Source organism: Streptomyces piniterrae (assembly GCF_005048155.1).
In the GTDB taxonomy this organism is placed as follows: domain Bacteria; phylum Actinomycetota; class Actinomycetes; order Streptomycetales; family Streptomycetaceae; genus Streptomyces; species Streptomyces piniterrae.
In genome coordinates this window covers 128,121-152,051 of record NZ_SUMB01000004.1, presented here as the reverse complement: position 1 = coordinate 152,051, position 23,931 = coordinate 128,121, and the positions used below count along the sequence as shown (strand labels likewise).

The window sequence follows — 23,931 nt, the reverse complement described above, 5'->3', positions numbered from 1 at the left end:
CCCCCCACTCCCACTTACCTTTCTCTTGAGGGCATTCGATGCATATCGTCACTGTCACGCTCACGACCGACGAAACTCATCCTGAGCACGCCATCCTGCCCGCAGTCGCGGTTGACCTGTTCTGGCTTTCAGCGCGACCCGGCGACGGTCTCGAACATCTCCATCTCCATCCCGTCGAGTTTCGCGCGGACCTCACCTTTTTCATCCGCGCAACCACCCCGGCCGCTGCCGCCACTGCGGCGAACGCCATCACCCAACGTGCGATCGGGACCGCACCCACACTCCGAGGCTGGCGCATCGGCCATGGATGATGCTGCCGCTTGGCGCAGTTCCGTCGACTGACTGCGCGCTTGCGGCGAGACGTCGATCAGTTCGTCGTCCCTGCCCACTGAGACCCTGGCGCGCCAGCACGCGCCGAAAGCCCGGCAAGTCACGGTCGCGCGGGCGTGCCACTGAGCTCCGCGTCTGCGGTGGCTGTCGCTTCAGCGGCGACATGCCCTTCATCAGTCGGAGACGTGGTTTGGGGGTCGACGTTGTGCCGGCTGCCCTCCTCGCGGTGCCGCTTCAGGGCGAGTTCTCTGGCCAGCTTTTCTGAGTACAGCCTCATTTCTGCTTCTGCCCTGCGATCGAACACCGTTGCCTCCTTTGAGCTCTACCGTGCTGAGGACGAAGCGGGGGTGTCGGGCGTACCGCCCCTCGCCTGACATCGGCGAGGGGCGACAGCGGATGAGTCATGCGCGTCTGCTGCGCGCGGCGAGCTGTCCGCAGGTCGTGCGATCGAGAGGAGTGGCCGGTCAGGCCTTCGCGAGCACCCCGATCGTGGTTCCCCGCTGTTGTGCCCAGTTCTCCAGTGTGATGCGGCAGGCGTGGTCGAGGTGGCGCAGCTCGGAGAGGTCGAGTTCGACGGGCCTGTCGTGAGGGAGCGCTTCGAGGGTTTCGAGCATGCGGGGCAGTCGAAGGAAGGTGGCGGACCCGGTGAGGGTGACCAGGAGCCGGCCGTCGGTGGTCTCGTGGACGTCGAGGTGGATGTGGGAGGTCTCCCAGGCGCACTTGACCACGGCGAGGACGATGCCGAGGAGGACGCCTTCGAACATGTTGGTGGTGATGATGGCGATCGCGGTGACGGCCAGGACAACGGTCTCGCCGCGGTGCTCGCGCCACAGGGGCAGAAGGTCCTTGACCGGGATGAGCTTGCAGCCGGCGTGGACGAGGACCCCGGCCAGTGCGGCCAGTGGGATGATGCCGATCGCGGCCGGCAAGAGGGCCGCGAACAGCACGAGCCACAGTCCATGCAGGATGCGGGAGAGCTTCGTCTTGGCTCCGGCCTGGACGTTGGCGGAGCTGCGCACGATGACCGCGGTCATCGGCAGGGCGCCCAGTACGCCGCAGACGGCGTTGCCCACCCCCTGGGCCATCAACTCCTTGTCGTAGTCGGTGCGCGGGCCGTCGTGCATACGGTCGACGGCGGCGGCGCTGAAGAGGCTCTCGGCCGAGGCGATGAGAGCGAAGGCAAGGACCGTACCGAGGGCGGCGAGGCTGCCCAGCGAGGCGAAGTCCGACATCCCCGGCGGCTGGATGGCCGAGAGGATTCCTTGGACCTCGACGCGGGGGACGGACCAGCCGGCCACCGCTGTGGCGGCTGTGACCAGGGCGACTGCGGCAAGCGGCGCGGGGACCAGCTGCGCCTGGGCCGGAAGTTTCTTCCACAGGACGAGCACAGCGATGGTGGCCGCCCCAATCGCGAACGCGGTCAAGGCAGCGCTGGAGGTGGCGATCTCGGCGACCAGGCGCGGCAGCCCCGCTATCTTGTCGATCCCGGAGCGGGGCTGCTTGACATCGGCCATGGTGTAGAGCTGGCCGAAGATCAGAACGAGTCCGATGCCGGCGAGCATGCCCTGGACGACGGCGACCGTGATCGCGCGGAAGAAGCGACCGAACCGCAGTGCGCCTAGGGCGAGTTGGACCAGGCCGGCTATCAGGACGATGGCTCCCAGCGCACCGAGGCCGAATTCCTGAACCGCTTCGAAGACCAGGACGGTCAGGCCGGCGGCCGGGCCGCTGACCTGGAGGCTGCTGCCGGGCAGGAAACCGACCACCAGGCCACCGACGATGCCGGTGATCAGGCCGAGTTCGGCGGGCACTCCCGAGGCTACGGCCACACCCACACACAGGGGCAGTGCGACCAGGAAGACAACGAGGGAGGCCAGGACATCACGCCGCAGGTGGGCGGACTTTTTGAGGGTGGAGAGCATCAGTGGACTTCCTCGCACAGCGGAAGCGGACGGAGAGAGGTACTCGGCGGCCCGTGAGGCGGGCGGAGGCGAGTCACAGCGGCCGGAAAGACTTGTCGTCCGGCCCGTACTGCTGCACGGCGCCCGTGTGCACCTCGTAGTACCAGGCATGCACTCTCAGGGTGCCCTCCGCGACCCGCTCCGCGATGCAGGGGTGGGTGTGCAGTCGCTCCAGCTGGGCGACCGCGTGGAGCTGGGCCGCCTCGGCAACGTCCGGGGCGAAGGGTGCGGTGGTCTCGGGCTGGGTGGCTGCATGCTCCAGCCACCCTTGTACGGCGGGCAACCCGGAGAGATCACCTCCGCTGACCAGCGCGTTGACCGCGCCGCAGTGGGAGTGTCCGCACACGACGATGTCGCGGACGCCGAGCACCCGTACCGCGTACTCGATGGTGGCCGTCTCGGCGGCGGGGTGGTCGCTGCGGTACTCGGGCACGATGTTGCCCGCCGTCCGCAGCTCGAACAGTTCACCAGGCCGTGCGCCGGTGATCAGGGACGGCACCACGCGCGAGTCGGAGCAGGTGATGAACAGCACCTCGGGGCTCTGCCCGGCCTCTAGGGCGCTGAACTCCTCGGCACGTTCGGCCACGTGCATCGTCGTGAAGGATCGTGCGTTGTCAACCAGGGACTTCATGGTGGCCTTTCTCCTGCGCCGTGAGCGTGCTCGATCGGCGCGGTGTGTTCAGGTCATCAGTGGAAGGGGGGGTGGGTGTCGGCGTGCCCGAAGGCCATCACGCCGGTGCTTGTGCGTCATCGTCGACGTGAAGCGAAGAGGTGAAGCGAAGAGGTGAACCGAAAGGGATGGCGCTCGCGCCTACAGCGCGCAGCGCCTCGCCATCGCAAGGCGGCCGGAGCGGGAACGTCTGTGTTCCGGGAGCGACCATGCCGACCAGTGGCCGGAATCGCATGGAATCCGCCGCCGCTCCATCAGACATCTCCCCCCGAGTAACGTAGCTATTTGCCAGAGCACATGCGTGCTATTGCGTCAGCACAGCACGTTAGGCAGTTCGCTTGACTACCGCGCGAACATCTCTTTGCGTGGAGATTACCTCATGTCAGGGGGTCAAGTCACGGTCAAATAACAGTCAAGCGCTGTGCTCCTGTGGCCAGTTGGCGCATTTCCCACTGCTGCGCACCCAGGCGTACGCCCATAGAACGCAAGCGGAACGGCGCTCCCGCGAGCGCCCGCCCCTTTCGGATCGCACACCTTCACCACAGCGGCGCGCCCTGCCCGCCACCGCCATATGCGCTCAGCGGGCACGGCAGGGCGCGTCGAGCGGCATGTCGTCGGCGGAGGTGCGAGTCCAGCTGGGGACCATGGCCCGTCGGACGAGGCGCCTCCTGGCGGGGTGAGTCGGCCGCTACTGGGGCGGGGACTCGGCGATTGCGATATTCGTGATGCCTGCGGCGGTTTTGGTGGCTCCGGCCTCCGTGGTACCAGTGCTGACTGCGGTGGTTTCGGGGTCTGTGACGGCGCTGGGCTCCGTAGTGGCGTGGTCAGGGCGGGTTCGCGGCAGCAGCGATACGGCCAGTACAGCCATGGCGGCGACGAGCGCGGCGCTGATTCCGCTGACGACGTTCAGACCATCGGTGAAGGCGGCTCGGGCGGAGTCGAGTAAGATGTCATGCAGCCGGTCGGGGAGGCCGTTCACGGTGGCCATGGCGTCGGCCAGGCTTTCGCGAGCGGACTCGGCTTGCGGCGCAGGGACCCCGACGGGGACGGTCATCCGATCGCGGTAGAGGGCGGTGCCCACGGTGCCGAGGATCGCGACGCCCAGCGCGACACCGAACTCGGTACTCGTCTCGGACATCGAGGCGGCGGAGCCCGCCTTCTCGGGAGGGGCGGCCCCGACGATCAGGTCGGTGCCCAGCACGAACATGGGGCTGATGCCCAGGTAGACGAGGATGAAGCCGGTCACGAGGACGGGCAGCCCGGAGACGCTGTCCACCTGGGTGAGTACCAGGTAGCCGCTCGCCGAGATCGCCAGCGAGGCCCCGATGACATACGCGGCGGGCATCTTGCGGGCGAGTGCCGGAGTCAGGGCGGACGCCAGGATGAGCGCACCGGCGGCGGGCAGCAGCCATAGCCCCGCCTTGAGTGGCGAGAGCCCCTCGACCAGTTGCGTGTACTGGGTGATGAACAGGTAGACCCCGCCCAGGGCGGCGATGCTGAGCAACTGGATTCCCAGGGCGGCGCTGAACGAACGGTTCCTGAACAGCGCGACATCGAGCAGGGGACTGGCCAGCCTGGACTGCCGGTGCACGAACAGCACCCCGACTATCAGACCCCCGATCAGGGTGGACACAGGCAGCGCCGCGAAGCCGTCCTTGGCCAGCTCCTTGATGCCGTAGATGATCGGCAGGATGGCGGCCAGGGACAGCACCACGCTGGCCGGGTCCAGTCGACCGGCCTGGTTGTCGCGGTACTCGGGAAGCAGCACCGGCGCGGTCACCAGCAGCAGGATCATCACCGGCACGCCCAGCAGGAAGACCGAGCCCCACCAGAACGCCTGGAGCAGCAGTCCGCCCAGCACAGGCCCCAGCGCGACGCCGGCCGAGAAGCAGGTCACCCAGACACCGATGGCCGTGCCGCGCTGCTTCGGGTCACGGAACATGTTGGTGATCAGCGCGAGGGTGGACGGCATCAGAGTCGCTCCGGCCATCCCGAGCAGCGCGCGAGCCGCGATCAGCATCTGGGGGCTGGTGGAGTACGCGGCGAGTGCCGAAGCGACGCCGAACGCGGCGGCGCCGACCATCAGGAGTTTCCTGCGGCCGATTCGGTCGCCCAGAGTGCCCATGGTGACCAGGAAGCCGGCGATCATAAAGCCGTAGATGTCGGCGATCCAGAGCAGCTCGCTGCCGCCTGGCTGGAGGGCGACACTCAGATGCGGGACGGCCAGGTACAGCACGGTGGCGTCCATGGCGAGCAGCAGGGTGGGGAGCGCGAGCACGGCCAGCCCGAGCCATTCTCGGGGCCCGGCCAGCTGTCGGGGGAAGGATGTGTGGGGCGTTTCCGTTGACATGCCGCGTAAGCTAAACCCTCACGTCGACGTCAGAGTCAACTCGCTTTTCGGGGAGCTCGTCATCACATGCGTATCGGGGCGTTGTCACGTCTGACGGGAGTCAGCGAACGGGCACTGCGGTACTACGAGGAGCAGGGGCTGCTGAGTCCGCTGCGGCGGCCGAGCGGGTACCGCGAGTACACCGATGACCACGTCCACACGGTGCGGAGCATCCGCACGCTGCTCGCCGCCGGTCTGGGCACCGCAACCATCGCCGACGTACTTCCCTGCATGGTCGACGAGGGCGGGCAACTCGCGGCCGCCTGCCCCGACTTGCTGGTCGACCTGGCCAGGGAGCGGAACCGGATCACTGCCGCCATGGAAGAACTACGGGACGCACGCGAGATGTTGGACGCCATCATCGCCGCGCCCGTCCCTCCTGAGGCGGCCCAGGCACTTGACTGCTGACGAGGCCGTCACCGCCGAGGTCGGTGCAGCGCAAGCCCCGTCGTCCTGAATCACCGGCCCTCAGCCACCAGGGCATGTTCCCGTAACGCCCAGGAGTGCACCAGGATGTCGCCCCTACGCCTTCGCCCCGGCCCTCCGCACGACGACCGGGCCCACCCCACACACCGCACGCCCCCGCCCCGCGCGCCGGGAGACAGGAGAACCCGATGGACACCACCCCCGCCCCGCTTCCCGCCGCCCACGCGGTCGACGCCGTCATCGTCGGGGCCGGGCTCTCCGGCCTTTACCAGCTCCACCAACTGCGTGAACTCGGCTTAACGACGGCGGTTTTCGAGGCCGGTGACGACATTGGCGGGACCTGGTACTGGAACCGGTACCCCGGTGCCCGCTGCGACGTCGAGAGCATGTCGTACTCCTACTCCTTCTCCCCGGAACTGGACCAGGAATGGGAGTGGAGCGAGCGCTACGCGTCCCAGCCGGAGATCCTGCGCTACATCCACCACGTCGCCGACCGGTTCGACCTGCGCAGGGACGTCACGCTGAGCACCCGGGTCACCCGTGCCGCGTACGACGAGGACCGTCACGTCTGGCAAGTCTCCACGGACACTGGACGGACCATCACCGCCCGGTTCATCGTCATGGCGTCGGGCTGCATGTCGGTCCCCAAGGATCCCGGGATCCCCGGGGCCGACAGCTTCACGGGTGCCATCTACTACACCGCCCGCTGGCCGCGTGAGGAGGTCTCTTTCACCGGCAAGCGGGTCGCCGTGATCGGAACCGGATGCTCCGGTGTCCAGGCCATCCCCGTCATCGCCGAGGAGGCGGCCGCACTCGCCGTCTTCCAGCGCACCCCGGCCTACGCGCTGCCGGCCCACAACCGCCCTTTGCGGGGCACGGAAACAGCGGAACTCAAGGCCCGGTACCCGGAGTTCCGGCGGGCTCAGCGGCTGTCTCGGGGCGGGACCGTTTTCGAGCCGCCGACCAGGTCGGCCCTGGAGGTGGGCGTGGCGGAGCGCACGGCCACCTACGAGACTGCCTGGGGCTCGGGGCTGCTGAGCGGACTGCTGCGCACCTACACCGACATCCTGACCGACGAGAAGGCCAACGAGACCGTGGCCGAGTTCGTCCGCTCCAAGATCCGGTCGATCGTCACCGACCCGGCGACGGCCGAACTGCTGTCCCCGCGCACGTTCCCGTTCGCGACCAAGCGTCCCTGCCTGGACACCGGCTACTACGCCACCTACAACCAGCCGCATGTGACGCTGGTGGACCTGCGCACAACCCCGATCGAGACGATCACGCCCCGGGGCATCCGGACCTCGGAGGGGGAACACGCCCTCGACGCGATCGTCTTCGCCACCGGCTTCGACGCCCTGACCGGCTCCCAGCTCGCCATCGACATCGTGGGCAAGGGCGGAGTGACGCTCCGGGAGAAGTGGGCGGACGGCCCGCGGCACCACTTGGGACTCGTCTCGGCCGGCTTCCCCAACCTCTTCACCGTCCTCGGACCCCTCAGCCCGTCCGTGCTCACCAACATCGCGGTGTCCCTGGAACAGCAGGTGGAGTGGATCACTGACTGCATCGCCCATCTGCGGAGAAACGGTCTCACAGAGATCGATGCCGCTCCGGCGGCCGAGGCGGACTGGACCGCCCAAGTGGCGGAAATCGCCGCCCGGACGCTCTACCCGGCCGCAGCCTCCTGGTACACGGGAGCGAACATACCGGGCAAACCTCGCGGGTTCCTGGTCTACGCGGGCGGGCTGGACCGGTACCGGGGGGAGTGCGACGCCGCGGCCCGGAGCGGATACTCCGGTTTCGTCCTCTCCGCCACGTCCTTCTCATAGGCAGCGTCCCCAGCGAGCCCGGCGGCCAGGGCGGCCCCGGTGGTCGCGACCGCGCCGCAGGAGTCGTGACCCAGCACCACGACCAGCGGGCAGTCCAGCACGCTCACCGCGTACTCGATGCCGCCCAGCACCGGTGCTCGGCGCCCCGCAACCCAGCGCGCGTCGCCGGCCGGCAGGAGGTCGAAGGCTTGGGACGGCGAGGCCCGGCGGCGCGCCCATCTTGGACGGCGGGAGGTGCTGCGAAATGTGGACGCGATCGCGCTGCGCAACTCGCCGATGAGGTCGGCGAGTTCGTCGTGGTTGAGCCAGGATCCCTCGCCAGGTGACGACCGAAAGTCATCCCAACGTCGGGTGACGAGGGCCGAGGAATTCGCGGGCCCGATAGGCGCGGTCATGAGGTGCCTGTGCTGCCAGTGCCAGTGCCAGTGCCTGCGCCGGTGTCGACGTCCTCGTACGCGGGGCCGCCCGCCCTCCCCGGCTCGCCCTTGCGTACGGAGCCGGCGGCGCGGGCGGCCGGGTGGTCGGCGCGGGCGGAGGAGGCCAGCTGCCAGGGCACGCTGGTGACCATCACACCCGGGGTGAAGAGCAGCCGGGTCTTGAGCCACAGCGCCGACTGGTTGTGCAGCAGGTGCTCCCACCAGTGCCCGACGACGTACTCGGGGATGAAGACACCGACCACATCGCGCGGGCTTTCCCGCCGGATGCTCCGCACATACTCCACGACCGGCCGGGTGACCTCCCGGTACGGCGAATCGATGATCTTCAGCGGGACCTCGATGTCGTACGCGCGCCACTGCCGCTGGAGTTCGGCGGCACTCTCGCGGTCCACCGCGACCGTGAGTGCCTCCAACTGGTCCGGCCTGAAGGCACGGGCGTAGGACAGCGCCCGCAGGGTCGGCTTGTGGATGGTGGACACCAGCACGATCGAGAGGACCCGGGACGGCAGCGTCAGCTCGGTACGGGGGTCGGTCACCTGAAGTTCGGCCGAGACGGTGTCGTAGTGGCGGCGGATGCCCCGCATCATCACCCACAGCACGATCCCCGCGAGCACGGCCAGCCAGGCGCCCTGCAGGAACTTGGTCGCCAGCACGATCACCAGGACCAGCCCCGTGACGCAGGCGCCCACCCCGTTGACGACCCGCGCCACCTGGTATCGGCGGCGCACTGCCGAATCCGTCTCGGTGCGCAGCTCCCGGTTCCAGTGCCGGACCATGCCTGACTGGGAGAGCGTGAACGAGGTGAAGACTCCGAGGATGTAGAGGTGGATGAGGTCGGTGACATTCGCCTTGTAGCTCCACAGCAGCAGCCCGGCGACGATCGCGAGAGCCAGAATGCCGTTGGAGAAGGCCAGCCGGTCGCCGCGGTTGTGCAGCTGGCGCGGCAGATACCGGTGCTGGGCGAGGATGTCCGCGAGCATGGGGAAGCCGTTGAACGCGGTGTTCGCGGCCAGGATCAGGATCAGCGCCGTCGCGGCCTGGATGAAGTAGAAGCCGAAGCTGTCCGACCCTCCGAACACGGACGCCGCCAGCTGGGCGATGACGGTCCGCTGGGTGTGCGTGCCGCAATCGGCCAGCCCGGTCAGCCGGCATGGGTCCTCGACCATGTGGACCTTCGCCACGATCGCCAGCGTGGTGACCCCGACGAACATCGTGACCGCGATGGCTCCCATCGCCAGCATGGTCGCCGCCGCGTTGGCCGACTTGGGCTTGCGGAAGGCCGGTACGCCGTTCGAGATCGCCTCGACACCCGTCAGCGCCGTACAGCCGCTGGAGAACGCCCGCAGCACCAGCATCAGCAGCGCGAAGCCCGCGAGGCCCACGTCACCGGGCTCCGCCTCGATGCCGTACCGCGCACTCTCGGCCACGGGGGCGTCGCCCACCAAATACCGGATGAGACCTGTACCGCACATGATCAGCACACCGCCGATGAACAGATACGTCGGCGTCGCGAAGGCACGGCCGGACTCCCGCACCCCGCGCAGATTGATCGCGGCCAGTAGCGCCACGAAGCCGACCGCCATCAGCACCCGGTAATCGGCCAGCTCCGGCACCGCCGAGATGATGTTGTCCACACCCGAAGCGACCGAGACCGCGACCGTCATCACGTAGTCGACGAGCAACGACGACGCGACCACCAGCCCGGCCGACGGGCCGAGATTGGTCGAAGCGACCTCGTACGAACCACCACCGCTCGGATAGGCGTGCACCACCTGGCGGTACGACAGCACCACCACGGTCATGAGCGACACCACGGCGACCGCAATCCAAGGCGTGAAGTGGAGGTAGGCCAGTCCGCCGAGGGTCAGGACCAGCAGGATCTCCTGCGTGGCATACGCCACCGACGACAGCGGGTCGGACGCGAAAATGGGCAGCGCGAGCCGCTTCGGCAGCAGGGTCTCGCCCAGCTCCTCACTGCGCTTGGCCCGCCCGATCACCAGGCGCTTCAGCAGACCGGTCACGTTGAGCACGCCGCGAGCGTATGCGCGGCAGCCTTCGCCCGAGCCCCATGACAACGCCGAAGATCGCGAGTGACCCGGACGGGCGTACACGGTTGCTGGTCGGTGTCGGTGTCGGTGTCGGTGTCGGTGTCGGTGTCGGTGTCGGTGTCGGTGTCGGTGTCAGTGCCAGTGTCCGTGTCGCGGTGGGAGTTCTGTCCGACCCGTTCCCCGGCGCCGAACCCGGGCTCACCAGCTGACCGTTACGGTGCGGGCATGGTGAATTTCGTGCTGGTTGCAGGTGCGCGGCTCGGGGCGTGGGCGTGGGACGAGGTGGTGCCGTATCTGCGTGCGGCCGGCCACGGCGTTCACCCGGTGACACTGTCCGGTCTTGCCGACAAACGGGGTGTGCCGGCGGGACAGCAGATCCACGTCCAGGACATCGTTGACGAGGTCGAACGCAAGGATCTGCGCGACGTCGTCTTGGTCGGGCACAGCTACTCGGGCATCCCGGTCGGTCAGGCCGCCGAGCGGATCGGCGACCGGCTGGCCCGCGTGGTCTTCGTCGACTCCAGCGTTCCGACCGATGGCGAGTCATTCGCCTCCGCCTGGCCGGACGGTGGGGCGGAGCTGAAGGCATCGATCGCCGAGAACGGGGGGTTTTGGCCGCTCGTGCCGGCAGCGCACTACGACGGCCAGGGTCTCACCGATGAGCAGATCGCGCGGATCGTGGGTGGCTCGACGCCGCATCCGGGTGCCTCTCTGACCGAGCCCGCTGTGCTGGCACGGCCGCTCGGTGACCTTCCATCGACGTACATCAAGTGTCTGCTCGCGGGGGCCGAGCCGAGCGACGACGTGGCCAAGTTGCTGACCAGCGATCACTGGCGGCTGGTCGAGTTGGACACCGGTCACTGGCCGATGTTCTCCCAGCCGCGCGAGCTGGCGCAGCTCTTCCTCGCCGGGGCAGGGGAGTGACTGCAGGTCCTGGCGCTCGCGGTGGTCGGCTGCCGGCCGAATGCTGGAGGTCGACCGCTTCGGGATCCTCGCGTCCTGCGGTTGCGATCTAAAGCTGAAGCGTCGCATCGAAGTCTCCGCTCATGACCCGCCGGACAGGCCATAGGATCCTCGCCCATGGGGGCGGACATCGATGGTGCGATTGAGACACGCGAGTCCGGCGGCGGCTGGAAGACCGAGGTGGATCTGCTGGACTTCGGGCTCGTGCGGCAGCGTGACGCCTGGGAGTGCCTCTTCGGCTTCGGCTCGGGCCTCGGCGTGGAACGGCCACTGTTCGACCGGCGGGGGCTTCCGGACGACGTCTCGGCGCCGGTCGCCGACACGGGGGCGGAGGACTGGCAGCACAGCCACTCGTACGCCACATGGGCCGAGGTCGCGGCGGTCGACTGGGACGGGCCTGTGTGCGACGGTCCCGACTACACCCGCGTCGGCGTGTGGCGGCCGGGCCCGGACGGCGGGCTCGCCCTGGACGACGTGATCTGGGCACCGGTCGAGGTCCTCGACGCGGCGGAGGAGCTCTTCGGCGAGGATCTGATGCCATCGGAATGGCCGCCGAGCAGCGAGATCCGTCTGAACGGCGCCGTGTACCGCCCGGTGGTCCTCACGCCCCGTATGTTCGCCCCGCCGGATCGCAGCTGGGGCCCGGTATGGGCGGCGATGCGCGAACTGGCGGCCGTGTACGGGGATGAGAACGTCCGCTTGGTGGTCTGGTTCGGCTGAGCCGGGCAAGGTCTGGTGCTCGGACTGGGAAGGTTCGCCGAGGTGGCGATTCCGGCGATTGGGTGGGCGGTGATGGCGGTGATGGCGGTGATGTCTTTTCCGACTGCTGGGGTGCGGTGGCTGAGCCTGTCTGTGTGCGCAGGTTGGCCGACCAGGGGGGAGAAGTGGAAGTAGATCGTGCGCCGGGGCAGCACCAGTTCGGTGCGGTACCGGCGCGCGACCCCGGCGCCGCACAGGCGGCGACCACTCCTAGGCCGCGGTGAAGTCGATCCGGTCGCCTGCGGTGGCGCAACAATCCCGGCGGACGTTTGTGGTCAACGCACCAGCTGCTGGGCCTGGGCCAGTACTTCGGTGAGACGTGTACGGACAACGTCCAGCGCGGCGATCTTCTCCTCCACGTCCGTGAGCCTCCGAGCGATGACCCGTGCACTCGAGGGGCAGACGGGACCATCGGCGATGTCTTGACCGAGACAGGGAAGCAAGGCACGGACGTCATTGGCGGTGAGGCCGATCGAGAGCAGCAGCTTGATGTTGACCACCTGGCCGACTGCTGTCTCGTCATACTCCCGATACCCGTTCGGCGCTCGCCGGGGGTGGAGCAGGCCCTGCTGTTCGTAATAGCGCAGTGCCCGAATGGTGGTGCCGGCCTCGTTCGCCAGCTCTCCGATCAGCATCGTTCCCCCTCTTCACCCAGCTTCACCCAGCCGCGCTCAGTCCCCCGTCGACACGGATGACCGTACCGGTGAGGTAACCGGCCTCGGGGCGCGTCGCGTTCACGATCCACCAGGCGATCTCCTTGGGCTGAGCGATACGCCCGAGCGGGATTCGGGCCCGAAACTCCTTGCCTGCCACGGCGATCTGCTCGTCCGAGAGCCCGGATTGGCTCAGCACCGGTGTCGCCGTTATCCCTGGGGCCACCGACAGAACGCGAATGCCGCGCTGCGCGAGCTCGACTGCCCACGTGTGGGTCAGGAAGTCCAGAGCCACCTTCGTTGATCCGTAGATCGAGTTGTCCGGCCAGCCGTAGTGGGGCGGGTTGGAGGAGATGTTGACGATGGTGGCACCGGCCCCCAGGTGAGGCAGAGCGTGCTGGGTGAGGAACACCGGGGCGAGAAGGTTCGTGGCGAGCTGTTCCTCGGCGACTTTCCGGTCGATCGCACCGAGCGGAGCAGGACGAGTGATCGCGGCGTTGTTGACCAGGACATCGATGCGGCCGAACGCTTCCACCGCAGCGGCCACGATGTCGGCGGGGGCATTGGGCTCGGCGACGTCGGCCACGAACGTTCGGATGCGCGGGTGTTCTCCGGCCGTCTGCGCCAAGCGTTCGCCAGTCCGGCCGACGATGAGAACGTCGGCCCCCTCGGCGGCGAACTGCTGGGCGGCCACACGACCGATCCCGGTGCCTCCTCCGGTGATCAGCACTGCCCGGCCGCGAAGGGTAGGTGTCTCTTCCATGCGCGTGACGCTAAGCCTTGACCCTGGCGTCAAGGTCAAGGTCAAGGACTGGCAGACGACATCAGGCATCCACCCCGGCGAACGTTCGTGGTCGACGCACCCAGAACAGACAGGGGCTTAAAGAGGCTTGACGGGGATTGACGGGGCTTGACGGGGCTTAAAGCGATCGGCGAATGGATCACCTGGGCTCGGCTGCGCGGCTGGGCCACTGCGAGCGGTCTTCCGGAGTGAGGAAGAAGAACCAACCTGGCGTGACTTGGTAGGAGCTTTCGCAGGTGGCGAGGTTCGCGCCGCTGTGCACCGCCGCGCGGTAGGCGATGCCGCTTCCGAGGTAGTCCGCGCTGTCCGCTCCCACAAGGAGAAGGAGTGCCACGGCCAGGTGAAGCATCGGACGCAGGGGACGGCGTGTGGGTTTTCTGATGGCGCGGACGGTTCCGGTCACGGATACGGCTGCGGCTCCGGCGATGAACAGGACCGAAGCCAAGGTGAGCGCCTTCAGGGATCCTGGGGTTCCACACAGGATGTAGAACTGGGGTGACGGAACCGCAGCGGGCGAGCGCTCGTAGAGAGCGAGCCAGACGGCTGCCATCCCTGATGCCGGGATAACAAGCCACAACCGGTAGTTCCTCGCCCGCCGTCCGACTATTGGTTCGCCCTGCATGCATCTTCCTCATTCGGTACCCGGACCAGTCGGCGCCGACCTTCGTCCAGTGCTCGGTGGCCCTGCGATCGCGTCAGCTTACGACCCGACTGCCAAGCGCATCAGTACGTCGCCAGGCAGGTGGGACGGCAGGCAACGGAAGCTGCCGTGGGGATCTTGCGGCGAGGGGCATCCGGCACACCATCCCGGATCCCGGCCGTGGCCACTCGCTATGACAAACGCGGCCACATCTTCCTCAGCACTGCCACCACAGCAGCCCTGGTTATCTGGCTCCGCACGTAATCGTTCGGCCAGACCCAGGACGTGTCGCGTAGTTCTGCCATGTCGACGCGCCAGCACCCGCCCTCGTGACGAGCGGTCGGGACTCTCGTTCGAGCCTCAGGGTCGAAGATCGATAGGGTAACCATTACTACCCAATACCAGGAGGAACCGTATGCCCGTTGTTATTGCGACGATCAAGACCAAGCCCGGCCGACGCGATGAGGTTCTGAACGCCTTCGAGAAGCACGCCCCGGCCGTTCACGCCGAGAATGGCTGCCAGCTCTATGCCGTCCACGCCGGAGCAGACCGAGTCGTGGTGGTGGAGAAGTGGGCCGACCAGGCCAGCCTGGATGCCCACAGCCAAGGCCAGGCTCTCGGTGCGATTGCCACCGCGATCACCGATGCACTCGCCGAGCCCCTCGATATCGCAGTCATGGACGCTTTCCCGACCGGAGACACCACGAAGGGCGTGCTCTAAGGGCTGTTTGGCGGGCATGAGCGGAGCCAGAGGCGGATGGCGGCAACGGTCACTGTGCTGTGGAACCGTACGCCACGAAGCCGGTGAATCGGCCGCCCGCGCTGCCGCGGCGCTGGCGGTCGGCCCGCTGGTCCTTGCGCTGGGGAATGGTGCGCTTGAATCTGCCGACGCCGTAGACACCGCCGGTTCCGGCGGGACGAGTGCGCTTTGTCGCCGCCCAGGCGATCGGGGCGCGTGCGCGGATGACCGCGAGCCGGACGCGGGACACGGATGCGTTCGAGGACCGGGATCAGTTGTGGGGCATCGCCCCACTGGTCTGGTGCGATGACGAACGCCCTGGCACACGCCCCACCGGACAGTACCCAGCGCCCTCGGACAGCACCCAGCCCCCTGCCGGACCTGATTCGGGGCGCATCGAGCGTGTGATGGGTGCCGTCTCCGATCAACACATCACGGCGACGTCATCCCTCATCACTTGGCTCCACCCCATCCACCCCATCCTTCCCCCTGCTTGCCATGCGCCGTACGGCCTGGTTGACCGCTTCGATGACGAGGCTGACAGCGATGACGGCAATGGAGCGCAGCCACCACGGGGCGCCGTAGTGCTCGCCGAGGATGAGTGCGACAACAAAGCCGATGGGGATGGTGAGCCAGATGGGCAGGTTCGGGATGTCCTGCTTCTTCTTCGTGTCGCTCACGGTGGGGGGCACGGTGGTTCCTTCTGTTCTTCGGCTGATGTCCCCCGGCATGGAGAAGTCGGGGGACATCATAAGATCAGGCCGGGTCCTCGTCAGTCAGCGAAGGCATCGCGTGCGGACGCAGGACCATGAGAGCGCCTTCCAAGGTCGCCACCATGGCAAAGGGGAATCGGTCGACCTCAAGACAGAGCGCAACGTCATCAGGGTGGACTCCTTGACGCACCCCCTCCGTCAGTTCGGCGGCGGCGCGCGATGCGGCAGCACGGCGGAGGAACTCAGCAGCATCTGTCCCAACTTTGGTGGCCGTCCGAGCGATGTATTGAGCACACGCCAGGTCTTCATCGGCCTGCCCATCTTCGCCAGTGACCACGAACGTGACACTGTCGCTCTTGTGCGTCCGCAACAGCTGCGCCGTTGCCTCCGCCACCACGAAGCTGGCGCACAGCACCAGCGGCGCCTCCTTGACCGCAAGGGCGCCGACCGTCCCCGCCGTGGTTTTCTGCACAACGGTCCGTCCGCCGAGGTCGATGGACCGCAGTAGGCCCGGGGAGTTGACGGTGTCGAACCCGGGCGCGGACGGACCGTCTTTGAGCGCCACCCAATCCGGGTGGCGAGCCTTGAGCGCCAGCGCTTCGTCCAGCGACTCAGCAAGAACGATCTTTTCCGCCCCCTGGGCAAAGGCCCAGGCAGCCACGGTGAAAGCACGCATGACGTCGACTACGACCGCCACGGACGGGACTTCGGTCAGGTCAGAGATACCAAGGAAACGAGCGTCCATGCCGGTCATGATCGCGCGTGCCCAACCCGATGCACCCAGAGAGTGATAGGCATCATGTCGACGGTCCCGGGATGCGACACCTCCGGCTGCCTGCGGCGTCGCGAAGTAGTCCGCAAGGTTCTATGGAGTCCGCACGGAACTCTCCTACGTCGCCGCAGGCGCAAGGGCTGCCTCGGTCCGCTTCCTGCTGCGTCGGCTCGTGTCAGGACCGGGCGAGGATGCAGAACTCGTGGCCCTCCGGGTCGGTCAGGCACTTCCACGGGACGTCGCCCTGGCCGACGTCGAGGTCGCTGGCGCCGAGGGCCCGCAGCCGTGTTGCCTCCGCCTCGTGATCGTCACTGGGGTACCGCAGCAGGTCGAGATGGACGCGGTCAGGCACGGTCTTCACGCCGGGCGTGCGGAGGAACTCGAGGTAGGGGCTAACACCCTTGGCGGAGCGCAACACCGCATGTTCGTCGGTCACTTCGTGCAGGGTCCAGTCCATCGCCTCGTCCCAGAACCGGGCCATGGCCCGTGGGTCCTCGCAGTCGACCACCACCCGGGCGATTGGCCCGGTGTCCTGGTAAATCTCCCGAGGTTCGAGCACGCAGAACTCGTTGCCCTCCGGGTCGGCGAGGACCGTCCACGGTACGTCGCCCTGACCCACGTCTACGGGCGTCGCACCGAGAGCCTTCAGACGCGCGACCAGCTCCGCCTGGTGGGACGCAGAGGTGGTGGCGAGATCGAGGTGCACACGGTTCTTTGTTGCCGTCTTGGGTTCCGGGACGGCGATGACGTCGATGCATACGCCGACCGGGTCCAGCCAATCGAAGCCGACGGGCTTGGCGGCGGTCGCGCCCGGTTCCGAGCTGGAAACACTCCAGCCGAGCGCCTCCCCCCAGAACCGGCCGACCACCGAGTCATCCAGAGCCTTGATGTTCACCAGAACAGGTCGCAGTGCCATGCCGGCGATCCTATGTACGCTGCAACGACATCCGCAGGTACCTTCGCCAAACAGAGATCACATCACCAGCCGCCATGCTCGGCTCGCCAACTAGGGCCTGTCTTCAGTCGTGATCGGGCGGGATGGAGGCTGCGGAGCCACCTGACGCGCCACGCAGATGGCGAGCGGCGAGGTGGCTCTCGTGTGTGACGCCCCGGCAGAAAGGTATTGTGCCAGGTCAGATGCACGGTGATCATTGAGGCGCCCCTCGGCCGACCGGTTGGAGGGCCGACCGACCTACCGATCCACAGGGGGACCCTCCGTGCGCAAGCTCGTGTACTACGTCGCCGCCACTCTCGACGGTTTCATCGCCGGGCCCGACGGCGCCGATCCCACAGGACCCGATGGCTTCTGGCCGATCTCCGATGACTATGTACGACACATGGCCGAGGAGTACCCCGAGACCCTGCCCGCCCCGGCAAGGGAAGCACTGTCCATCACCGCGGAGGGCACGCACTTCGACACCGTCCTCGAGGGGCGCAAGTCGTACGAGATCGGCCTGGAAGCCGGTATCACCGACGCCTACCCGCATCTGCGGCACTTGGTGTTCTCCACCACTCTGACCGAGAGCCCCGACCCGGCCGTGGAGCTGGTCACGAGCGACCCGGTGGCGAAGGTGCGGGAGCTGAAGCAGGAGGACGGCAAGGACATCTGGCTCATCGGTGGCGGCGAACTGGCCGGCACCCTGTACGCCGAGATCGACCAACTGATCGTCAAGCTGGGCCCGTTGACCACAGGCGGCGGCATCCCCCTCTTCGGCCGCAAGGCCGCTTTCGACCCGCGCATCTGGAACCTCACGGACCACACCGTCCTGGGTAGCGGGGCGGCTTTCCTGACCTACACCCGCGACTAATGTGATCAAGGTGGGGGACGTCACTTACCAGCGGGGGAGTCCAGCCGGTAGATAACTCCGGCGGTGCGTAGCGAACTTACGGTCTCCGGCTTCTCTGCGGCGGTTGTAGTGGGCCCTGGCACACATAGGGATCGTTGAGTCCCAGGCTGACGTCCCAGGTGGTCAGTCCGGCCTCGTCCGCCCGGTTTCGCAGGGCGGTGACGACGTCACGAGGTCTCCGGTGTTCAGGTTCTTCCTGTTCTTCCTGGTCGATGAACCTGAACACCGGAGACCGAGGTGTGACCGACGAGCGTCAGAGCGGGTTGAGGCGGGCCTTGAGCAGGCAGAACTCATTGCCTTCGGGGTCGACCAGGACATGCCACTGCTCCTGCCCTGTCTGGCCGATGTCGGCCGGGCGCGCACCGAGCTTCAGAAGGCGTTCGAGCTCGGCGTCCTGGTCGCGGTCGGTGGCGTTGACGTCGATGTGCAGCCGGGATTTCCCCTTCTCCGGCTCGTCCCGGTAACTGAGGATGATCGTCGGCTGCGGTCCACCGAACCCTTCGCGCGGCCCGATCTCCAGCGTGCCGTCGTCCTCGCGATCGAGCACGACGAAGTCCAGGACCTCGCACCAGAACCGCGCCAGCAGCTCAGGGTCGCGGCAACCGAGCACGAGCTCACTGATACGACATGCCATTACGAAACCTGCTCTCGGTGTGGGGGCTGCCGGGGAGGCCACAGGCGAACCGCGTGGGCTCCCAGCAGTGGAAAACATCCCGCGACCGTACCGGACGAGGTGAGCACGGAGAAGTGTTTTCAGGGACGGCCCTGTTTGGGCAGTCGGGCAAGACCGTTGGCCATGTAGCAGGGAAGCCGACATTGCGTACGACCTGGGCCAGGTCCGGGGCCGGGTCTCGTGGGGCCTTCCCTGGACAGCCCTCGGCAGCCCTCAGCCGACAGTGAGCACGATCTTGCCCCGGGTCCGGCCCAACTCCCCGTACGCGTGTGCCTTGGCCGCCTCCGCCAACGGAAGCACGGTGTCGACCTCGGCCCGCAACTTCCCTTCCTCCACCAGCCGGGCGATCGCCCGCAACCCCGCCGAGTCCGGCTCGACCACCGTCCAGCCGGAGCGCACGCCGGCTGCCTCGGCCGCGGCCGCCGCCGGCAGGTCGTCCGGTGACGGCAGCGTCACCAGGTGGCCGCCGCGACGCAGCACGTCGAGGGACCGCGTGCCGTAGTCGCCGCCGAACGCATCCAGGACGATGTCCACGCCCCGCACCGCCTCGGTGAAGTCCACGCGCGTGTAGTCGATGACGTCGTCGGCGCCGAGCCCGCGCAGGAAGTCGTGCTTCTCGGCACGGGCCGTTCCGATGACGTACGCGCCCCGCGCCTTGGCGATCTGCACGGCGAGGTGGCCGACGCCGCCCGCGGCCGCATGGATCAGTACCCGCTGACCGGCCTGTAGCCCGGCGGTGTCGACCAGGGACTGCCAGGCGGTGAGCGCGGCCAGCGGCAGCGCGGCGGCCTGGACATGGTCGATCCCGGCCGGCTTGCGGACGAAGCGCCGGGCGGGAGCCGTGACGAACTCGGCGTAGCCGCCCGCCTGTTCCGGGAAGTGCGGCATACCGAAGACCTCGTCGCCGGGCGCGAAGAGGGTCACTCCGGGGCCGACGGCCTCGACGGTGCCGGAGATGTCGTAGCCGAGGATCGGGGGGTCGCCGAAGGGGACGAACGGGCCGCCCGCGCGGATCTTCCAGTCGACCGGGTTCACGCCGGCGGCATGGACCCGGACCAGGATCTCCGTCAGACCCGGCTCGGGGCGTTCCACCTCGATCGGGGTCAGAACCTCGGGGGCGCCCCATGCACGGGGGCTGACAGCGCGCATCGTCTTCGTCTCGCTCATCTATGTGTCCTCTCTGGTGAGTGGGACACCAGCGTCCGTCGGCACAACCGATCATGGTGTTGGCAGTTTGGTCATCATGCGACAGGATCTGGCCATGGCAGTCAACGGCAGGGGCAGTGGCAGTGGCAGAGGCAGCGACGGGGGCAGTGATGGCGACAGCTGCGGTCCCAGGGGCAGGGGGAGTGGCAGCGACCGGCATAGTGTGGTGGTCCTTGCCCAGGAGGGTGTCTATCCCTTCGAACTGAGCATTCCGTCACGGGTTCTGGGCAACGCGGAGGACGCCGCGGGGAGGTCGCTGTACGAGGTGGTCGTCTGCAGCCCGGACGGCTCATCGGTGAGCAGCGACGCCGGGTTCTCGGTGGTGGTCGAGCACGGGCCAGAAGCGCTGGCCGCCGCGGACACCGTGATCATTCCGCCCACCAACCGGCTCGGCCCCTTCGGACAGGGCGATCCGCTTCCCCCGGAGACCGCAGCCGCGCTGGCACGGGTCCGCCCCGGGACCCGCATGGTGTCCATCTGCACCGGTTCGTACGTCCTGGCCGCAGTGGGTCTGCTCGACGGCCGACCCGCGACCACACACTGGCAGGTCGCCCGGGATTTCCAGCGCACCTTTCCGCGCGTCAAGGTCGACGAGGACGTGCTCTTCGTGGACGACGGCGACGTCCTGACCGCCGCCGGAGCCGCCGCGGGCGTCGACGTCTGCCTGCACCTCCTACGCCGCGACCACGGTGCCGCCGTCGCCAACCAGGTGGCCCGCCGCTGTGTCGTACCGCCGTGGCGCGACGGCGGGCAGGCCCAGTTCATCGAACGGCCGGTGCCCGAGCCGATGTCGGCGACCACGGCCGCGACCCGTGCATGGGCACTGGAAAGGCTGCAGGAGCCACTGACACTCGGTCAGCTCTCCGCCCACGCCCGGATGAGCCTGCGCACGTTCACCCGGCGATTCCGCGACGAGGTCGGCGAGACCCCGGGCCGCTGGCTGACGGCCCAGCGCCTCGAACTGGCCCGCCAGCTCCTGGAGACCAGCGATCTCCCCGTCGACCTGGTGGCCCATCGCGCCGGGTTCGGCACCGCCAACTCGCTGCGCCAGCACATGCGTTCCCTGCTGGGCGTCTCACCGGTCGCGTACCGTCGTACGTTCCAGGCGACCCCCAGCCGCCCGTGAGAAGCGCTTCGGGCGGTGCCCGTCGGGACGCCGCGACGCCGCGGAGACGGATCGGACACCCATCGGACACCCCTGGATCCGTCAGGTCTCCACCCTCATCACATCGGCGATCTCGGCGCCCTGTGCTGGGCTGCGGCGCCATCGGCGTGACCAGGCGATCAGATGATCGTTGAACTGCCTGGTGCTGGCGGCGACGGTCAGCAGGCGGCGACTTCGCCGATGGCCGTGGGGTGGGCGATCTCAGCCGCGGGGTGGAGTGGGCGGCGAAGCGCAGGTGGTATGGCGTTCCGCGTTGTCGATCCGATCCGGTACGGGATGGCGGTGACGCGGCGGGCCGGCGGCCGGTGGCAGTAGTCGGCTGATCGAAGGCGCGGTGGGGATGTTGGGGAACGAGACGGCAGATGCCGCCACCCCAGAGCTGTACAGGTCCTACGAGCTGTGTGAACGCGTCGCTCAGCGGCTTCTGGGGCCATTCTGGAGCCCGAGCCAGGCGCTGCCCAGCGAGGTCCGGCCTCGTATCAGCTCCGTGGTCGGCTTCGCGCTGTGGACCGATCGTCTCGCCGACGAAGGCGGGCGAGCCCATCGGGAACGGAGGCTTGCGCAGTGGTGCGCGGACACGCTGGGCGAGGTGCGTGCAGGGCGCAGCGAACACCCGCTGCGACGGGCGTTCGTCCACACCATGCGCCAGTGGGATCTCGATGTCGCACTTCTTGAGCAGTTTCTGGAGGCCACCCAGGCCGACAGTGCGGCCCCGCCCGCGTTTGCCACGTTTGCAGACCAGCGGCGCCACCTGTGGGGAGTCGGCGGATCCATGGGCGAGATGTGGACTCCGCTACTTGAGCCCTGTAATGCGGAGGCGGCGCTGCTGATGTCGGTACTGGCCGAGGCAGGCACGGTGGCGGACATCTTGCAGGACTTTCCGATCGACCTCGCCAGGGGCCGGTGCTATCTGCCGGGCGACGACTTGCAGCGACTCGGACTGGAAGTCGGCGACCTTGCGCTCGGCGAGCCACGCGACGCGCTGGACGAACTGATCGGCCTTCAGGTCGCTCGTGCCCGTGACCTGCTGGAGCAGGCGGTGCCGGTGGCAGGCATGGTGCAGGCTGCGTGCCAGCCCTTCGTGCACGCCATGATCCTCGGCGTGGAGTGCTCGTTGGAGGAGGCCGGGCGCCTGCGGTCCCGAGTGCTGCGCGAAGGCATTTCCCCGGAGACGCTGACCGTTTCACGTCCATGGCCGGAGCGGTCCGACCACCGGCCGGGGCCGGCGCCCGCACACGTCGCGGTCATCATGGACGGCAATCGGAGGTGGGCGGCCCAACGCGGCCTGTCACCGACCGAGGGCCACAGCGCCGGTGGGCGAGCCGCGGTCAGGCTGCTCCATTCCGCACTGCGGCTGGGCATCCGCCACCTGAGTGTGTTCGCGTTCTCCACGGAGAACTGGAACCGCCCCCGCGAGGAGGTGGACCGCCTGTTCGACGTGATGGCCGAGGGGATCACGAAGGCCGCTGAATGGATGCATCGCAGCGGTGTGCGGGTGCGCTGGTGCGGACAGCGTGACCAGTTGGACCAGTCGGTGGCCTCCGCGCTGGTCCTGGTCGAGAGTCTGACCTCGAACAACACGGCCCTGACGCTGAACGTCTTCGTGGATTACGGGGGCCGGGACGAGATGGTGGCCGCCGCCCGCGCGCTGGCCGCCGAGGCGGTCGCCGGGACCATCCGCCCCGAGGACATCGGACCCGAGGATGTCGTCAGGAACCTGTGCGCGCCCGATCTGCCCGAGGTCGACCTGCTGATCCGTACGTCCGGTGAGCAGCGGATCAGCAACTTCCTGCCCTGGCACCTGGCCTACGCCGAGTTGGTGTTCGAGCCGGCGCACTGGCCCGACTTCAGCTACCAGCACCTGCTGGCCGCCGTCATGGAGTACTCCGGTCGGCAACGCCGCTTCGGCGCCGACGCCGGCGACCATGCCGGTTCAGTGGAGATGACCGAGGCTGATTCTGAGGCCGAGTGAGCCCCGGTCTCCCTGGTCAGCTTCGGGGCGGAGTGTAGGTGCCTTCGGCTGTGAGGTGCCCCAGGACGCTGTCGACGGTGAAGGGCGAAGCGCCCAGGGCCGTCGTGAACGCCTTGAGCGACTCCTCGGTCGGGCGCACCGGCACACCGGTGAGCCGGACCTTCAGCGGCCGGCCCGGCTGAGCGGGCTCGGCCACCAGCCGCCCCTCACTCATGCTGCACCGGAGTAGGGACTGCCCGCCGGACTTGACGCCATTGACCGTGCAGGTGCCGGAGGCCAGTTCGTCCCCCAGCGCGGGCTCCAGCTCGGTGATCTGGAACTCGCCGGTCGGTGTCCGCACCAGCAGCCCGCCGTCGAGCACGCCGCGGCCCTGCGCCTTCGGGAGGTCGGCCAACGCCGGGTCGCCCGTTGCCGATCGCACCGGAAACCGCATCCCGATTCCGTCGTGGCCCCTGACCTGAGTGGCCGGGGCAATCGCCTCAACTGTGGCCTTGTTTTGGTCGAGTTGCGCTTGGGCCTTCGGGGTCCACCGGATCTCCACCCATCCGTCGGAGACCGTGCCCCACATGTCATCCTGTGCGGCGGCGGATGCATTCGTCGTGAAGTGTGCCAGGAGTGGAGCGGTAAGCACCCCACTCAAGATCGCTCGCCGGGTCGCACTCATTTTGTGTCGTCAACCCCTTCCCCGGCCGCGGAACGCGGCCCCCAGCGATTGTCCAGCGGCCCCGGGGACCACGCCATGCCGTACAGCTGAGCAACACCCAAAAGGAGGACGGACGCAGAACTGACCTTGTGGGTAAAGGAGTTACCCGCTGACACATGGCTCACATGACTCACGACCAATGGTCAGCGGGCACAGCGGCACCGTCGGCCCGACACGGGCTCACGGGCGGATCGGGCAAGGCGCAAGGAACAGATGGCGCTGCCGTGGCGGCGCCCT

Annotated in this window: 23 protein-coding genes and 1 pseudogene; 9 read left to right on the top strand and 15 right to left on the bottom strand. The window is 68.0% G+C overall.

What is annotated here, in order from left to right; all coding sequences use genetic code 11:
* Positions 1 to 38 precede the first annotated feature (38 nt).
* On the top strand, positions 39 to 311 hold the full coding sequence (locus tag FCH28_RS13330; protein WP_136740090.1) for a hypothetical protein: 273 nt from the start codon (positions 39 to 41) through the stop codon (positions 309 to 311).
* A 483-nt stretch (positions 312 to 794) separates the two neighbouring features.
* Here FCH28_RS13330 and FCH28_RS13325 read toward each other — a convergent pair whose 3' ends face one another.
* The 3 genes from FCH28_RS13325 to FCH28_RS13315 form a co-directional block, all read right to left on the bottom strand.
* Positions 795 to 2,252, bottom strand: coding sequence for a SulP family inorganic anion transporter (locus tag FCH28_RS13325; RefSeq protein WP_136740089.1), 1,458 nt, complete (start codon positions 2,250 to 2,252; stop codon positions 795 to 797).
* Between the two features lie 73 nt (positions 2,253 to 2,325).
* Complete coding sequence (locus tag FCH28_RS13320) at positions 2,326 to 2,922, bottom strand: carbonic anhydrase (protein ID WP_136740088.1); 597 nt, start codon at positions 2,920 to 2,922, stop codon at positions 2,326 to 2,328.
* A gap of 727 nt (positions 2,923 to 3,649) precedes the next feature.
* The gene (locus FCH28_RS13315) at positions 3,650 to 5,311 is read right to left on the bottom strand and encodes an MFS transporter (RefSeq protein WP_136740087.1); all 1,662 of its coding nucleotides are present in this window, start codon (positions 5,309 to 5,311) and stop codon (positions 3,650 to 3,652) included.
* Between the two features lie 66 nt (positions 5,312 to 5,377).
* On the opposite strand from FCH28_RS13315, the gene FCH28_RS13310 reads away from it, so the two are divergent.
* Positions 5,378 to 5,758, top strand: coding sequence for a MerR family transcriptional regulator (locus FCH28_RS13310; protein WP_136740086.1), 381 nt, complete (start codon positions 5,378 to 5,380; stop codon positions 5,756 to 5,758).
* A gap of 206 nt (positions 5,759 to 5,964) precedes the next feature.
* Positions 5,965 to 7,602: a flavin-containing monooxygenase gene (locus FCH28_RS13305; protein WP_136740085.1), complete on the top strand. Its 1,638-nt coding sequence runs from the start codon at positions 5,965 to 5,967 to the stop codon at positions 7,600 to 7,602.
* Here FCH28_RS13305 and FCH28_RS40065 read toward each other — a convergent pair.
* The gene (locus FCH28_RS40065; RefSeq protein ID WP_425471925.1) at positions 7,506 to 7,997 is read right to left on the bottom strand and encodes a carbonic anhydrase; all 492 of its coding nucleotides are present in this window, start codon (positions 7,995 to 7,997) and stop codon (positions 7,506 to 7,508) included. The two genes, FCH28_RS13305 and FCH28_RS40065, sit on opposite strands and share 97 nt — an antisense overlap.
* Positions 7,994 to 10,069, bottom strand: coding sequence for an APC family permease (locus FCH28_RS13295; protein WP_136740084.1), 2,076 nt, complete (start codon positions 10,067 to 10,069; stop codon positions 7,994 to 7,996). Before FCH28_RS13295 ends, FCH28_RS40065 begins: the two co-directional genes overlap by 4 nt.
* 243 nt (positions 10,070 to 10,312) lie before the next feature.
* On the opposite strand from FCH28_RS13295, the gene FCH28_RS13290 reads away from it, so the two are divergent.
* Positions 10,313 to 11,011, top strand: coding sequence for an alpha/beta fold hydrolase (locus FCH28_RS13290; RefSeq protein ID WP_136740600.1), 699 nt, complete (start codon positions 10,313 to 10,315; stop codon positions 11,009 to 11,011).
* Positions 11,012 to 11,167: 156 nt separating this feature from the next.
* The gene (locus FCH28_RS13285; protein WP_136740083.1) at positions 11,168 to 11,770 is read left to right on the top strand and encodes a hypothetical protein; all 603 of its coding nucleotides are present in this window, start codon (positions 11,168 to 11,170) and stop codon (positions 11,768 to 11,770) included.
* 314 nt (positions 11,771 to 12,084) lie between these two features.
* Here the strand turns inward: FCH28_RS13285 and FCH28_RS13280 are convergent, their stop codons facing one another.
* From FCH28_RS13280 to FCH28_RS38095, 3 genes are all read right to left on the bottom strand, one after another.
* On the bottom strand, positions 12,085 to 12,444 hold the full coding sequence (locus FCH28_RS13280) for a MerR family transcriptional regulator (RefSeq protein ID WP_136740082.1): 360 nt from the start codon (positions 12,442 to 12,444) through the stop codon (positions 12,085 to 12,087).
* A gap of 22 nt (positions 12,445 to 12,466) precedes the next feature.
* Positions 12,467 to 13,192, bottom strand: coding sequence for an SDR family NAD(P)-dependent oxidoreductase (locus tag FCH28_RS13275; RefSeq protein WP_136740598.1), 726 nt, complete (start codon positions 13,190 to 13,192; stop codon positions 12,467 to 12,469).
* A 211-nt stretch (positions 13,193 to 13,403) separates the two neighbouring features.
* On the bottom strand, positions 13,404 to 13,613 hold the full coding sequence (locus tag FCH28_RS38095) for a hypothetical protein (RefSeq protein ID WP_169314144.1): 210 nt from the start codon (positions 13,611 to 13,613) through the stop codon (positions 13,404 to 13,406).
* Between the two features lie 706 nt (positions 13,614 to 14,319).
* On the opposite strand from FCH28_RS38095, the gene FCH28_RS13265 reads away from it, so the two are divergent.
* Positions 14,320 to 14,625 carry a putative quinol monooxygenase gene (locus tag FCH28_RS13265; RefSeq protein WP_136740080.1) on the top strand — a complete coding sequence of 102 codons (306 nt, stop codon included), beginning with the start codon at positions 14,320 to 14,322 and terminating at the stop codon, positions 14,623 to 14,625.
* Here the strand turns inward: FCH28_RS13265 and FCH28_RS13260 are convergent.
* The 4 genes and pseudogenes from FCH28_RS13260 to FCH28_RS13245 all read right to left on the bottom strand — a co-directional run.
* Positions 14,622 to 15,026 (bottom strand): annotated as a pseudogene (locus FCH28_RS13260) (IS5/IS1182 family transposase); the annotation flags it as partial. The gene FCH28_RS13265 and the pseudogene FCH28_RS13260 overlap by 4 nt on opposite strands.
* A gap of 60 nt (positions 15,027 to 15,086) precedes the next feature.
* A complete protein-coding gene (locus FCH28_RS13255) occupies positions 15,087 to 15,323 on the bottom strand; it encodes a hypothetical protein (protein WP_136740079.1) in 237 nt (78 codons plus the stop codon).
* A gap of 76 nt (positions 15,324 to 15,399) precedes the next feature.
* The gene (locus FCH28_RS13250; protein WP_136740078.1) at positions 15,400 to 16,101 is read right to left on the bottom strand and encodes a 2-phosphosulfolactate phosphatase; all 702 of its coding nucleotides are present in this window, start codon (positions 16,099 to 16,101) and stop codon (positions 15,400 to 15,402) included.
* Between the two features lie 202 nt (positions 16,102 to 16,303).
* Positions 16,304 to 17,044, bottom strand: a complete 741-nt coding sequence (locus tag FCH28_RS13245) for a VOC family protein (RefSeq protein ID WP_136740077.1) — start codon at positions 17,042 to 17,044, stop codon at positions 16,304 to 16,306.
* Between the two features lie 301 nt (positions 17,045 to 17,345).
* Here FCH28_RS13245 and FCH28_RS13240 point away from each other — a divergent pair, with 301 nt between their 5' ends.
* Entirely contained in the window at positions 17,346 to 17,936 is a 591-nt protein-coding gene (locus tag FCH28_RS13240) for a dihydrofolate reductase family protein (protein ID WP_136740076.1), read from the top strand.
* Between the two features lie 292 nt (positions 17,937 to 18,228).
* On the opposite strand, the gene FCH28_RS13235 is transcribed toward FCH28_RS13240, so the two are convergent.
* Both FCH28_RS13235 and FCH28_RS13230 read right to left on the bottom strand, forming a co-directional pair.
* On the bottom strand, positions 18,229 to 18,609 hold the full coding sequence (locus FCH28_RS13235) for a VOC family protein (protein ID WP_136740075.1): 381 nt from the start codon (positions 18,607 to 18,609) through the stop codon (positions 18,229 to 18,231).
* 252 nt (positions 18,610 to 18,861) lie between these two features.
* Positions 18,862 to 19,815 carry an NADP-dependent oxidoreductase gene (locus tag FCH28_RS13230; protein WP_136740074.1) on the bottom strand — a complete coding sequence of 318 codons (954 nt, stop codon included), beginning with the start codon at positions 19,813 to 19,815 and terminating at the stop codon, positions 18,862 to 18,864.
* A gap of 202 nt (positions 19,816 to 20,017) precedes the next feature.
* Between FCH28_RS13230 and FCH28_RS13225 the strand changes: the two genes are divergently transcribed.
* Together FCH28_RS13225 and uppS are read left to right on the top strand one after the other, a co-directional pair.
* Positions 20,018 to 20,980: a GlxA family transcriptional regulator gene (locus FCH28_RS13225; protein ID WP_425471924.1), complete on the top strand. Its 963-nt coding sequence runs from the start codon at positions 20,018 to 20,020 to the stop codon at positions 20,978 to 20,980.
* Positions 20,981 to 21,359: 379 nt separating this feature from the next.
* Positions 21,360 to 22,991: a polyprenyl diphosphate synthase gene (uppS, locus tag FCH28_RS13220; protein ID WP_136740072.1), complete on the top strand. Its 1,632-nt coding sequence runs from the start codon at positions 21,360 to 21,362 to the stop codon at positions 22,989 to 22,991.
* A 16-nt stretch (positions 22,992 to 23,007) separates the two neighbouring features.
* On the opposite strand, the gene FCH28_RS39145 is transcribed toward uppS, so the two are convergent.
* Positions 23,008 to 23,412 (bottom strand): hypothetical protein, encoded by a 405-nt coding sequence (locus tag FCH28_RS39145; protein WP_246102762.1) that lies wholly within the window; start codon positions 23,410 to 23,412, stop codon positions 23,008 to 23,010.
* Positions 23,413 to 23,931 lie beyond the last annotated feature (519 nt).

Coding starts and splice junctions, on each gene's coding strand:
- FCH28_RS13330 (WP_136740090.1), top strand. CDS start 39: ATGCATATCGTCACTGTCACGCTCACGACCGACGAAACTCATCCTGAG.
- FCH28_RS13325 (WP_136740089.1), bottom strand. CDS start 2,252: ATGCTCTCCACCCTCAAAAAGTCCGCCCACCTGCGGCGTGATGTCCTG.
- FCH28_RS13320 (WP_136740088.1), bottom strand. CDS start 2,922: ATGAAGTCCCTGGTTGACAACGCACGATCCTTCACGACGATGCACGTG.
- FCH28_RS13315 (WP_136740087.1), bottom strand. CDS start 5,311: ATGTCAACGGAAACGCCCCACACATCCTTCCCCCGACAGCTGGCCGGG.
- FCH28_RS13310 (WP_136740086.1), top strand. CDS start 5,378: ATGCGTATCGGGGCGTTGTCACGTCTGACGGGAGTCAGCGAACGGGCA.
- FCH28_RS13305 (WP_136740085.1), top strand. CDS start 5,965: ATGGACACCACCCCCGCCCCGCTTCCCGCCGCCCACGCGGTCGACGCC.
- FCH28_RS40065 (WP_425471925.1), bottom strand. CDS start 7,997: ATGACCGCGCCTATCGGGCCCGCGAATTCCTCGGCCCTCGTCACCCGA.
- FCH28_RS13290 (WP_136740600.1), top strand. CDS start 10,313: ATGGTGAATTTCGTGCTGGTTGCAGGTGCGCGGCTCGGGGCGTGGGCG.
- FCH28_RS13285 (WP_136740083.1), top strand. CDS start 11,168: ATGGGGGCGGACATCGATGGTGCGATTGAGACACGCGAGTCCGGCGGC.
- FCH28_RS13280 (WP_136740082.1), bottom strand. CDS start 12,444: ATGCTGATCGGAGAGCTGGCGAACGAGGCCGGCACCACCATTCGGGCA.
- FCH28_RS38095 (WP_169314144.1), bottom strand. CDS start 13,613: ATGCTTCACCTGGCCGTGGCACTCCTTCTCCTTGTGGGAGCGGACAGC.
- FCH28_RS13265 (WP_136740080.1), top strand. CDS start 14,320: ATGCCCGTTGTTATTGCGACGATCAAGACCAAGCCCGGCCGACGCGAT.
- FCH28_RS13250 (WP_136740078.1), bottom strand. CDS start 16,101: ATGGACGCTCGTTTCCTTGGTATCTCTGACCTGACCGAAGTCCCGTCC.
- FCH28_RS13245 (WP_136740077.1), bottom strand. CDS start 17,044: ATGGCACTGCGACCTGTTCTGGTGAACATCAAGGCTCTGGATGACTCG.
- FCH28_RS13235 (WP_136740075.1), bottom strand. CDS start 18,609: ATGGCATGTCGTATCAGTGAGCTCGTGCTCGGTTGCCGCGACCCTGAG.
- FCH28_RS13230 (WP_136740074.1), bottom strand. CDS start 19,815: ATGAGCGAGACGAAGACGATGCGCGCTGTCAGCCCCCGTGCATGGGGC.
- uppS (WP_136740072.1), top strand. CDS start 21,360: ATGTTGGGGAACGAGACGGCAGATGCCGCCACCCCAGAGCTGTACAGG.